Source organism: Poseidonibacter ostreae (assembly GCF_009208075.1).
In the GTDB taxonomy this organism is placed as follows: domain Bacteria; phylum Campylobacterota; class Campylobacteria; order Campylobacterales; family Arcobacteraceae; genus Poseidonibacter; species Poseidonibacter ostreae.
The window spans coordinates 16,948-30,133 of record NZ_WFKJ01000018.1 but is presented as its reverse complement, the minus strand read 5'-3'; the positions used below and the strand labels follow the sequence as shown (position 1 = coordinate 30,133).

Below are 13,186 nucleotides of genomic sequence, written 5' to 3'. Positions count from 1 at the left end.
AGATAAAATCGCGGATATTTATATTTATGGAGTTTGAATTGAGAACACATTATTGTACAGAAGTTACAGAAGAAAACATCGGTCAAGAAGTTACTGTTGCAGGTTGGGTAAACAGCAGACGTGATCACGGTGGAATTATATTTATTGATTTAAGAGATAAGGGTGGTTTAGTTCAGCTAGTTGCAGATCCTGCTATTCTTCCTATTTCAGAAACAGTTAGAGATGAGTTTGTATTAGTAGCAAAGGGATCAGTAAGAGCTAGAGGTGAGGGATTAGAAAATCCAAATTTAGTTACAGGAAAAATTGAAATTGTTTTAAGTGAATTAACTATTGAAAATAAATCTAAGCCAATGCCTTTTGATTTAAATGATGAAAAAGTTAATGATGAAATTAAATTAAGAAATAGATTCTTAGAATTAAGATCTAAAAAATCTTTTGAAATTTTTCAATTAAGATCTAAAGCTGCTATTCAAGTTAGAAATACTTTAGATGAATTAGGTTTCTTAGATGTTGAAACTCCAATTTTAACAAAATCTACACCAGAGGGAGCTAGAGATTATTTAGTTCCATCAAGAGTTCATGGTGGAGAGTTTTATGCACTTCCACAATCTCCTCAATTATTTAAGCAATTACTAATGGTATCTGGATTTGATAAATATTTCCAAATTGCTAAGTGTTTTAGAGATGAAGATTTAAGAGCTGATAGACAACCTGAATTTACTCAAATAGATGTTGAAATGTCATTTTGTGATCAAGAAGATGTAATTAAAGTAGCTGAAAAAGTAATTACTGATGTATTTACAAAATGTGGAAAACCAGTTCCATCAACTTTCCCAAGAATGAGATACTGGGATGCAATGGAAACTTATGGTTCAGATAAACCTGATATCAGATTTGATATGCCTTTAGTTGATGTTATTGATATTTTTGCTAACTCTACAAATGAAATCTTTGCTGATATTGCAAAAGATAAAAAGAACAACAGAATTAAAGCACTTAAATGTCCAAATGGAGATAACTTATTTTCTAAAAGACAAATGAAAGGTTTTGAAGATTATGTTAGAAAGTTTGGAGCTAAAGGTTTAGGTTACTTCCAAATGAAAGAAGATGGTCTTAAAGGTCCATTAACTAAGTTCTTCTCAGAGTCTGATTTAGAAGAAATCGTTAAAACAACAGAACTTGAAGTTGGTGACGTTGTATTCTTTGGAGCAGGGGATAAGAAGACTGTATGGGATTACATGGGAAGATTTAGACTTTTCCTAGCTGAGCAAACAAACTCAATTCCCCAAGATGCTTATGAGTTCTTATGGGTTGTTGATTTCCCTATGTTTGAAACTGAAGATGGAAAAACTAAAGCACTTCATCATCCATTTACAATGCCTAAATCATTAGAAGATACGAGTGATTTAGAAGCTATTGAATCAATTGCATATGATATTGTTTTAAATGGTATGGAATTAGGTGGTGGATCTATCAGAATTCATAAAGAAGATATTCAAGCAAAAGTATTTGAACTAATGGGAATTCCTGAAGAAGAGCAAAGAGAGAAATTTGGTTTCTTACTTGATGCACTTCAATATGGAGCACCATCACATGGTGGCTTTGCAATGGGACTTGATAGATTAATTATGCTTTTAGCTGGAACTGATTCTATTAGAGATGTTATTGCATTCCCTAAAACTCAAAAAGCTCAATGTTTATTAACAGGTGCTCCATCACCAGTTGATGCTGAGCAGTTAAAAGATTTAAGTTTAAGAATAAGAAAAACTGAACAACTATCATAAAACTGAACTAAAAAGAGGAGGTAGTAATGTATAAATTTTTATTATTACTACTTCCAATTCTACTTTTCTCAAAATTTCAAGTTACTACTACTTTACCTTTTGAGGCTCATATAATTAAAAAAATTGGTAAAAATCATATTCGTATAAAGACTATTTCAAATAGTTTTTCTAATAAAAACTTGAAACTTAGCTCTAGTGAAATTCAATCTTTATCAAATACAAGAGCATATTTTACATTTTCTTTAAAAGAAGAGAAAAAATATGAAAAAATGTTTTTAAAAGCTAATAATAAATTAAATATTGTAAATATGTCAGATAATATTGAGAAGTTAAAATATAAAGGTGTTGATAATCCATATGTTTGGCTTGATCCTATATTATTAAGAACTGTCGCAAAAAACATTTATGCTGTCTTAACTGAAATTGATTCATATAATAAAGATGAATATAAAGCAAACTATGAACTTTTTTTACAAGAATTAGATAAATCTTTTTTAAAAACAAAAAAAAGATTAATACAAAGTGAAATATATAATATTTTTGTTTTTGATGAAAGATTAGATTATTTTACAAAACGATTTAAAATTAATGTTTATAAAAAAAAGAAAAGAGTTTTAAGTGCCTTAGAGATAAAACCTTTGGTTGAAGAAGTAAGAATTAATGAGATAAAAGTAATCTTTACACAAGAAAGAGAAAATCTATTATATGCAAAATCTTTATCAGGTAATTCAAATATTCCAGTCAAAACTTATAATGTATATGAAGAACTTTTATTTTTCAATTTATCTAATATTACTCAAAATTTTTTAAGCAAGTAAATAAACTAGTATATTATTTAACTATACTGCATACTATTTATACAGTCATTAAAATATTATTTTTTTAAAAAAATGTATAATTCTACATATAGTAGGAGTATAAGAATGTCAAGTAAACTTATTAATTATAAAGGGATAAATGTCAAAAAAGAGATTTATCCAATAATAAAACATATAGAAGATGTTGAAAAGTATCGTGAAGAGTTAGGTCGATTAAGTTCTTCTTGGGATATTTTTGCTTTACTTGGTCAATTAGGTGATATTAATATTGATATTGGTAAAACAAAAGATAATTTTTTAAATCTTACATCAACATTATTAAATCATCTAAGTGAACAAACAATTAAGAAAGTTACACAAGAGATGAAGTTTAAATCTCAAGTAGCTATTGATATAGTAATTAGAAATCTTTTTGAAAGAACTGCAGATATTGGATTTTTAGCAACAGATGATGATATTAGAAACTTTATAAACTCATATGTATCTGATTATAATAAAGATAGTGTTATTGCCCGAAAACAAATTCAAGAAAGATTTAAAGAGTATGTATCCAATTATTCGGTTTATTTTGATATTGTATTAGCAAATAAAAATGGAAAAGTGTTAGCAAGATTAAATGATGATATAAAAGTTGATAAAATTGAAAATACTTTTATACAAAAAGTTTTAAATACAAGTGATGAATATGTTGAAACATATAAATATCATGATTTTATTCCTCAATATAAAAGAAGTTTAGTCTATTCATATAAAGTAACACAAACAAATGACCCAAAATCTGAAGAGTTAGGAGTTTTGTGTTTATGTTTTAGATTTACTGATGAGATGAAAGGTATTTTTAATAACTTAATTGAAACTAGAAATAAAGAAGCATTAACAATTTTAGATGAAGATGGTATAGTAATTGCCTCAAGTGATAAAGAGTATATTCCTTTAGGTTCAAAACTTCCTATTGTTTTAGATGAAGAGTATAAAATAGTAACCTTTGCAGGAAGAGATTATGTAGCAAAAACATGTAAAACAAATGGATATCAGGGTTTTAATGGACTTAAATGGTATGGACATATTATGATACCTTTAGAGTATGCCTTTTTAAGTGATGAATTAAATACACTAAATATTGATGAAAATATTATTGAATCAATGATGCAAAATGAACAGCATTTTTCTTCTGATTTAAAAGATGTATTTACAAATAGTAAAACTATTCAAGATAATTTAAGTCGTGTTATTTGGAATGGTAATATTTCTCAGAGTAAACTTAACTCATCAAATAGAGACTTTTCAAAATCATTACTTAATGAAATTGGTATTACTGGTACAAAAGCTAACTCATCTTTATCAAATCTGAACCAAACTATTATCTCTTCTATTATGAAAGATAGTGAGTTTTTATCTTCTTTAGCAATAGATATAATGGATAGAAACTTATATGAAAGAGCAAATGATTGTAGATGGTGGGCTTTAACCTCATATTTTAGAGAGGCTTTTGATGATATAGATTCAATATCTTATAAAAAAGATGAAATATCATCAATTTTAAAATATATTAATGATTTATATACTGTATATACTAATCTTTTAGTTTTTGATAAAAATGGAAAAGTTATTGCCGTTTCTAATTCTAAAGATGATTATCTAATTGGAAAAGTTTTATCTTGCGAATGGGTTGAAAAAACACTTAAACTTGAAGATACTTCAAAATATTGTGTTTCAAAATTTGAAAAATCAAATCTTTATGAAAATGAATCAACTTATGTATACTCAAGCGCAATCAGATCTTTAAAAAATGAAAAAAAGATTAATGGTGGTATTGCAATAGTTTTTGATTCTACACCTCAATTTAACTCAATGTTAGAAGAAACACTTCCTAAAGATAGTAATCATGAAAAAAAAGAAGGAGTTTTTGCTTTTTTTACTAATAGGTCTAAAAAAATAATATCTTCAACTAATCAAGACTTTAAAGTTGGTGCTTTTTTAAATTTAGAAGATAAGTTTTTTAATGTAAAAAATGGGCATAAATATAGTGAGATTATTGAATTTGATGGATGTTATTATGCTGTTGGTGTTAGATGTTCCCAAGGCTACAGAGAGTATAAAAGTAGGGTTGATGATTATGTCAATGATGTTTTATGTTTTGTATTTATTAAAATTGGTGATATTAATATCTCTAATAAATTAATATATAAAAACGAATATAAGTCTACAAATTTAAATAATACTCAAGTTTTCAATAAAGATAGTATTGAGCTTGCTACTTTTAATATAGGAAGTAAGTTTTTAGCAGTTGATGCAAAAAATGTTTTAGAATCACTAGTAATTGATGAGTTACAAGAGTCAATAGATATGAATAAAGATAATCCTTTTAAAGGAATGGTTTTATATAAAGAGAAATTAATTTCAGTTCTTGATATAAGAAGTTTTGTTAATGAATCTATTGAAGATAAGGAACTAAATAATATTATACTTTTTGAATATGATAAAGATAATGTTGAGCATTGTATTGGTATTTTAGTTTCAACTCTACAAAATATTTCAATTGCTAAAAAAAGTTCTATTCAACATATTGAAAATCATTTCTTAGGCACAGGTACATTAATTCAAAGTTTAGTAGATATTAAAGAGGATAATGAATCAAAAGTTGCAATGATTTTAGATATTAAAAAAATAGATGATAATTTAACACAAAAATAGTTCAACTTTAAGTTTATTGTGTAATATTAAAAGGTATTGTGGCACAATACGAGAATAAATACTATCTAAATATAAAGAAATTATAATGAGCAATATAAATAAACCAAATAAATTTTTACCAACAACTTTAGAAGAAATGCATGAGAGAGGTTGGTATGAACTTGACGTTGTACTAATAACAGGAGATGCTTATATAGACTCTCCTTTTATGGGAATAGCAGTAGTCGGAAGAATACTTGAAGATATAGGTCTTAGAGTTGGAATTATAGGTCAACCAGATGTAAATTCTGATATTGATATTAAAAGAATGGGGGAGCCTAAACTTTTTTGGGGAGTTAGTGGTGGAAGTATTGATTCAATGGTTTCAAATTATACTTCAACTAAGAAATTTAGAAATTCTGATGATTATACGCCTGGTGGAAAAAATGAAAGAAGACCAGACAGAGCTACTATGGTATACACAAATTTAATTAGAAGATATTTTAAAGGTACAGTGCCTATTGTACTTGGTGGAATAGAAGCCTCTTTACGAAGACTAACACATTATGACTATTGGTCTAATAAGTTAAGAAAACCTATTTTATTTGATTCAAAAGCTGACTATATGATTTATGGTATGGGTGAGCAAGCAATTATTGATTTAGGAAATACTTTAAGAGATGGTGGTGATCCAAGATCTATTAATGGTCTTTGTTATATTTCAAAAGAACCAGTTGAAGAGTATATTCAAATCCCTACACATCAAGAGTGTTTAGATGAAAAAGAAAAATATATTGACCTTTTCAAAACTTTTTATGATAATAATGACCCTGTATATTCAAAAGGATTATGTCAAGGTGTAGATTCTAGGTATTTAATACAAAATCCACCAAGTGACCATATGGAAGAAGAAGATATGGATAAAATTGCATCTTTCCCTTATCAAAGAGATGCTCATCCTTATGATGCTAAACATGGAAAAGTTAAGTGTTTAGAAACTATTAAGTTCTCAATTATGACACATCATGGATGTTGGGGAGAGTGTAACTTCTGTGCAATTGCTGCACATCAAGGTAGAACAATTCGTACAAGAAGTGAAGACAATATTTTAAAAGAAGCTAAGCATTTTACAACTTTAAAAGATTTTAAAGGAATAATTTCTGATGTTGGGGGACCAACTGCAAATATGTACGGTTATGAGTGTAAGAAAAAAGAGAAGCTTGGAACTTGTGTTGAAAATAAAAGATGTGTAGATGCACATAGACTTTGCCGTACTATGAAAGTTGATCATTCTAGAAATATACAATTATTAAAAGATATAAGAGAGATACCTGGAATTAAAAAGGCCTTTGTAGCATCTGGTGTACGGTATGATTTAATTACTGCTGATAAAAAGCATGGACATGAATATTTAAAAGAGATGGTTGACCATCACATCTCTGGACAAATGAAAGTAGCACCTGAGCATACTAATGATGAGGTTTTACATCATATGGGAAAACCAGGGAAACAAACTCTAATAGATTTTAAAAAGATGTATGATGATTTAAATAAAAAATCTGGTAAAAAACAGTTCTTAACTTACTACTTAATTGCAGCGCACCCTGGATGTGAAGAAAAGCATATGCATGATTTAAAACAGTTTACGACTCATGAATTAAAAATGAATCCAGAACAAGCGCAAGTATTTATTCCAACGCCTGGAACTTATTCTGCTGTTATGTATTATACTGAAATGGATCCTTTTACAAAAAAGAAAATTTTTGTAGAAAAAGACCCAAGAAGAAAAGAGAAACAAAAAGAAATTGTTGTACCAAGAACTAATCATAATGTAGCAAGAGCTAAAAGAATGAGTAGTGCAGGGATGCAAGGATAAGTGTAAAAAATAAAAGCTCTTTTTTGATAAAATAGCAAAAATTTAAAAGATATATGTACAAGAAGTAAGGAAAACAAATGAAAAAACTATTTTTAATAATTGGAGCACCAGGTTCTGGTAAAACAACAGATGCTGAGTTAATTGCACAAAAACATAGTTATATTACTCATTATTCAACAGGTGATATGTTTAGAGCAGAAATTGCAAGTGGTAGTGAACGTGGAGCTATAATTGATTCTTTTGTTTCAAAGGGGAATTTAGTTCCAATTGAAATTGCGATTGAAACAATTATCATTGCTATAAAAAATGCACCAAACGATGTGGTAATTATTGATGGTTATCCAAGATCTGATGAACAAATGAATGCATTAGATAAGTATTTAGAGCAAGAAGTTGAAGTCTCTTTAATAAATGTTATTGAAGTTACAGTTTCAAAAGAAGTAGCTTGTCAAAGAGTTTTAGGACGTGCTGCAGATGCCAAAATTGTAAGAAGTGATGATAATGTTGAAATATTTAACAATAGAATGAAATTATATACAGATCCTTTAAAATCAATCCAAGCGTTTTATACTTCTAAAAATATATTAACAAAAGTTAATGGTGAGAGAACTATTGAAGTTATTGTTAATGAAATAGATGAACTTATTCAATCTAAAATCTAATGTCAAATAAAAAAGTCAATTTCTATAGTGTAATTATTGGAACAGAACTTTTAAATGGACGTCGTATTGATGCTCATTTCCCTTTTTTAAATAGCGAGCTTCTAAAGCGAGGTTGGGAACATAAAGCCTCTTTTGTAATAGAAGATGATATAACTTTAATGCATGATATTTTTAATCTTATTAAAGCTGATAAAAATTCTGTAATGTTTTGTTTTGGTGGAATTGGTTCTACTCCTGATGATTACACAAGAGTAATAGCTGCGAAAGCTTTTACAGATTACAAGATGGAGTTTCATGAAGAAGCAAAGCAACTTATTTTAAATCAATTTAAAGAAGAAGCTTATCCTCACAGAATTAATATGGCATATCTTCCTTCAAATGCAAAACTATTAAAAAATGTAGTTAACAATGTTCCTGGGTTTTATTTAGAGGAAAGATTCTTTTTTACTCCAGGTTTTCCCTCAATGAGTCAATCTATGGTTATTGAAGCTTTAGAAAAGTTTTTTCCAATATCAAAATCAAAATATAGATTAACTTTAACTGCCTCTTGTGGAGAAAATGATTTAATTGATGTGATGATTGAAGTATCAAAAAAACTAGAACTCTCATCCTTACCTAAAATTATTGATAAGAAAAGAAAAGTAGTCATTTCAATAGCTGGATTTGATAAAAGTGATGTTGCTTTAAACTTTGAATTATTTACAAAATATCTTGATAACAATAAAATCGAATATATATTAAAAGACATTAGTCAAATCAAATAATTATTTTCTGCTATAAATAATTATTTTCTATTAAATATAAAAATCTTTTGCAAAAATTTATCTTAAAAATATTATTTTTGAATTATAATGTACTCATAATTTATTTTAAACGGGGATAGTCATGAATTTATTTAATAATTTAACCATAAAGAAAAAGTTATTATTACTTGTTTCTTTACCATTATTGGGGTTGTTGTTTTTTGCAGTTTCTCAAAATATTTCAATGTATAAAGAAATAAAAAAAGTAGAAAAAATAGAAGTAGGAATAGAATTTTCAAAGTCTATTTCAGCACTTTTGCATGAAACACAAAAAGAAAGAGGAATGACTGCTGGCTTTATTGGTAGTAAAGGCAAAAAATTTGCAAAAGAGTTAGTAGAGCAAAGAAAACTTACTAATGAACGATTCAAGATATATAAGAGTTTTAAAGATGATATTTCTAAATCTTTTAATTCTAAAGTTTTAGAAAAAAATATAGAAACGATAATTTCTAGATTAGAAAATATATCCCAAATAAGAAAACAAGTAGATACTCAATCTATTAAAGTTGGAAAAGCTATTTCTTATTATACAAATACAAATGCAAGCTTACTTGATAGTGTTGTAGTTCTTTCTAAACTTACAGATAATACAGAATTATCACAAGGAATTACTGCATTTGTGAGTTTTTTATTATCAAAAGAAAGAGCTGGTATTGAACGTGCTGTTGGAGCAAATACTTTAAGTAGAGACTCTTTTGCTCCTGGAATGAGAGAAAAATTAGGAAAACTTGTTTCAGAACAAGACTCATATCTTGATACTTTTAAACATTATGCAACAAAAGATTCAATTGATTTTTTTAATAAAACAGTAAAAGGAAAAGAAGTTGATGAAGTAAATAGAATAAGAGCTACTTTACTTAATTCTGTTAATAAGCATAAATTAATAGCTTCTGTTGGAGAGTATATTGGATATGGTGGTATTATTCATAACTTTAAAAACTTTGTTATTCGTGGAGATGAAAAATATAAAAATAATGTTAATGCTCAATATGATGAGTTGTTAAAGTTATTAGATAAATATAAAGAGTTTCCAAATCTTAAATCAGCTGAGCTAGAACTAATTAGAACAGTAGAGCAAACTTTTGCAAAATATCATGATGGCTTACCAAAAGTTGCAGCTGCGTCTACTAATAATATTGATATACGAGAGTTAGATAAAATTATAAAAGTTAGTGATGGTCCTGCTATGGTAGCTTTATATAAATTAGGTATAAATCTATTTAGTGATGAACCAACTTATTGGTTTGGTCAAATTACAAAGAAAATAAATTTATTAAAAAAAGTAGATGATCATTTATCTTCTGAACTTATAAAGAATGTAATTTCTATTGAAGATTCATTATATAAAACTTTTATAAGTACACTTTTAATTACATTAATTTTATTACTAATAGTATTTATAACTGCCTCATATATTACGAAAAATATTATTAATTCTTTAGAAACATTTAAAGAAGGTTTATCTAATTTCTTTAAATATACACTAAGAGAAAAAGATGATATTACATTACTTACTATAAAAGGTAAAGATGAATTCTCTGAAATGTCTGAAGAAATCAATAAACAAATCAAAAGAACATCTGAATCTATGGAACAAGATAGAATTGTTGTTTCAGAGATTGATGATGTAATGAAAAAAGTTAAGAATGGTTTCTTCTGTTATACTATAAAATCTCATGGTGCAACAAAAGAAGTTGAAGCATTAAGAACAAATATTAATGAGATGTTAATAGATACAAAAATAAAATTTGATCATATAAATAAATTACTTGATGCTTATGCAAGTGGAAATTATAAATTTACAATTGCTGAAAAAGAGTTAAATCAAATGGGTGGAGATATGGGATCTTTAGTTACTTCTACTATTCTTTTAGGTTCAAATATCTCTCAATTAATTGCAATGATTACAAATTCAGGAACTGAATTATCAAGTTCAACGAATATCTTATCAAATGGAGCACAAAAGTTATCAAATTCTTCTACAAATCAAGCAGCATCTCTTGAAGAAACAGCAGCTTCAATAGAAGAAATAACAGCTACAATTCAATCAAATAATAAGCATATTATTTTAATGGCATCTTTATCAGATGAATTAAATAACTCTTCAAGAACAGGTAAAGAGTTAGCATCATTAACTTCTTCATCAATGGAAGAGATTAATGATAAAGTAATAGCTATTAATGATGCTATTGAAGTAATTGATCAAATAGCGTTCCAAACAAATATTCTTTCATTAAATGCAGCAGTAGAAGCAGCAACTGCAGGTGAGGCAGGAAAAGGGTTTGCAGTAGTTGCAGCAGAAGTTCGAAATCTTGCTGGAAGATCAGCAGAAGCAGCTAAAGATATTAAAGCTTTAGTTGAAGATGCAAGTTCTAAATCAAAACATGGTAAAGAAATTTCATCTAAAATGATTGAGGGATATATTGAACTTAATGATAAAATTATTCAAACAAAGAATATTATTGATGATGTATCTATTTCTAGTAAGGAACAAGAGTCTGGAATGATTCAAATTAATACAGCTATTAATGATTTAGATACGGTTACACAGGAAAATGCACAAACAGCATCTTCTATTGATACTTTATCTTTAGAGGTTAAAGATTTATCTAGAAGATTAATTGAACTTACACGAAGTGCACAAATTGATAATAGTACTCTAGAACAAGTTTGTGATGTTGAGCTTATATCTGATATTGCAAAATATAAAAATGATCATATTAACTTTAAAGATAATAACTTCAAAAAACTAGATACATTTGAGTCTTGGACAGTAGTTGATTGTCACTCTTGTAATTTAGGAAAATGGATTGATTCTTGTGAAAGTAACTCTAGAATATTTGTTACAGGAAATGCTTGGAACCAATTAAAAATTGCACATGAAAAAGTTCATAAAGGTGTTCAAAACTATATTAATGCAAATGCAAATAAAGAGGATAATAATACTCTATCTGATTTATCAGTTAATATTGAAGCAGCTACAAAAGAGGTATTTAATAATTTAGATAATGTCCTTGTTGAAAACTGTAATTTAACTAGAAAATAAAAACAATATAATAAACCTTATTCTATAGGGTTATTATATTTTCCTATATTCCAACCTTTGTCTTTTGGGTATTTCCCTAAGTTATAATCTCTCCAAACTTTTTTACAAACCTTATTACCTTGTTTATATTCACTCTTAGCAAATACATGAGCTCTACCAAAGTTTGGAAATACGCCTTTTCCACTAGCATACATATATGCAATATAACAGTTTGCTGTATACTCTTTTTGTTTTGATGCTTCTTTAAAGTAATAAAGAGCTTTTTCATAATCTTTATCAACAGCAAGACCAATTAAAAAAAATCTTCCAATTAAGAGTTGAGATTTTGCATGATTTTCATTTACATTATCAACTAAAAGGTTGTATGCTTTTTTAATATCATAATTTATACTTTTTTTTGAAGCATAATCTTTTGCTAACTCATATCTTATATCTAAACTTGTTAATGTTGTAGCATTTATAAGAGTAGAAAGAAGTACTAAAGATGTAAGCTTTTTTTTCATATTACTACTCTTTTTATATCTTTACTTAAAGTTGTAGTTATTTCATATGAGATTGTATTTTGTAGTTTTGCTAATTCTCTTACATCTTCAAAAATACAAACTTCTTCATCACTACTATTTAATGAGATACTATCCATTGAAACACGACCAAGAATTTTATATCCTTTAGGTGTTGAATAATCCTGATTTTCATTTAGTCTTAAAAAACCATCTCCATATCCAACATCATAAGTTGATACTTGCATATCTTCTTTTACTTTATACGTTGCTCCATATCCAATACATTGACCTTTTTTTAATTCTCTAGATGAAATTTTCTTTGCCCAAAGAGATAAAACAGGTTTTAAATTGGGTAAATTAAATGTAGAATCATTTTCAATATATCCATAAGTTGCAATTCCAACTCTGGCAAAATCTTCATTAAAATTATTATGTCTAAATAGGGCAGAAGAGTTACATGAATGAAAGCTAGGAATAGCTAGTGAAAGTTCTTCACATATACTTTTCACATCTTCTTTAACTTGCCTAAAAACCGAACTTTGCCAGAAAAAATCAGTAGCCAAGCAATCAGCATTTCTATGATGAGTAAAGATACCACTTATTATAATGTTTCGCTTCAATAGCCCTAAAATAGCCTCTTTTAGTTCTTTTGGTAAAATTCCATTTCTATGCATTCCGGTATCCACTTTAATATGAACTTTACAACCCATAGGTAAATTATTTATATCTTCTAAAGAATTTAAAGCTATGTGAAAAGTATGTGAATAAGTATTAAAAGTTCTTTGAGATAGAATTAATATATCATCAAAGAACTGCTTTATAATAAGTGCTTCATCTAGTGTTCTTACTACTGCTTTTTTAATTCCAAATTCACTTGCTAATTTTGCAATTTCTAATAATCCATGACCGTAAGCATTATCTTTTAAAACTACTGCAACTTTTTCTTTACTTCCTGCATGATTAGATATAAGTTCTAAATTATGAAACAAATTTTCTTTACTTATTAAAATTTTTGCCAATT

Annotated in this window: 9 protein-coding genes; 7 read left to right on the top strand and 2 right to left on the bottom strand. The window is 27.4% G+C overall.

The genetic code is table 11. The annotated features are described in order from the left end of the window. Window positions 1–38: 38 nt before the first annotated feature. The 7 genes from aspS (at window position 39) to GBG18_RS07220 (ending at window position 11,662) form a co-directional block, all read left to right on the top strand. The gene (gene aspS, locus GBG18_RS07250; protein WP_152189766.1) at window positions 39–1,784 is read left to right on the top strand and encodes an aspartate--tRNA ligase; all 1,746 of its coding nucleotides are present in this window, start codon (window positions 39–41) and stop codon (window positions 1,782–1,784) included. Window positions 1,785–1,810: 26 nt separating this feature from the next. Then, window positions 1,811–2,602, top strand: a complete 792-nt coding sequence (locus GBG18_RS07245) for a metal ABC transporter substrate-binding protein (protein ID WP_152189764.1) — start codon at window positions 1,811–1,813, stop codon at window positions 2,600–2,602. Between the two features lie 105 nt (window positions 2,603–2,707). Then, window positions 2,708–5,296 carry a chemotaxis protein CheW gene (locus tag GBG18_RS07240; RefSeq protein ID WP_152189762.1) on the top strand — a complete coding sequence of 863 codons (2,589 nt, stop codon included), beginning with the start codon at window positions 2,708–2,710 and terminating at the stop codon, window positions 5,294–5,296. Window positions 5,297–5,381: 85 nt separating this feature from the next. Further along, complete coding sequence (locus GBG18_RS07235) at window positions 5,382–7,151, top strand: YgiQ family radical SAM protein (RefSeq protein ID WP_193311092.1); 1,770 nt, start codon at window positions 5,382–5,384, stop codon at window positions 7,149–7,151. A gap of 77 nt (window positions 7,152–7,228) precedes the next feature. Further along, window positions 7,229–7,813, top strand: coding sequence for an adenylate kinase (locus GBG18_RS07230; protein WP_152189760.1), 585 nt, complete (start codon window positions 7,229–7,231; stop codon window positions 7,811–7,813). Beyond that, entirely contained in the window at window positions 7,813–8,577 is a 765-nt protein-coding gene (locus tag GBG18_RS07225; protein ID WP_152189759.1) for a competence/damage-inducible protein A, read from the top strand. The genes GBG18_RS07230 and GBG18_RS07225 overlap by 1 nt, the downstream gene beginning before the upstream one ends. Before the next feature lie 121 nt (window positions 8,578–8,698). Beyond that, window positions 8,699–11,662, top strand: a complete 2,964-nt coding sequence (locus GBG18_RS07220) for a methyl-accepting chemotaxis protein (RefSeq protein WP_152189757.1) — start codon at window positions 8,699–8,701, stop codon at window positions 11,660–11,662. Window positions 11,663–11,679: 17 nt separating this feature from the next. Here the strand turns inward: GBG18_RS07220 and GBG18_RS07215 are convergent, their stop codons facing one another. Together GBG18_RS07215 and GBG18_RS07210 are read right to left on the bottom strand one after the other, a co-directional pair. Then, on the bottom strand, window positions 11,680–12,165 hold the full coding sequence (locus GBG18_RS07215; RefSeq protein ID WP_152189756.1) for a tetratricopeptide repeat protein: 486 nt from the start codon (window positions 12,163–12,165) through the stop codon (window positions 11,680–11,682). Beyond that, complete coding sequence (locus GBG18_RS07210) at window positions 12,162–13,184, bottom strand: alanine racemase (RefSeq protein ID WP_152189754.1); 1,023 nt, start codon at window positions 13,182–13,184, stop codon at window positions 12,162–12,164. Before GBG18_RS07210 ends, GBG18_RS07215 begins: the two co-directional genes overlap by 4 nt. Between the last annotated feature and the right edge of the window lie 2 nt (window positions 13,185–13,186).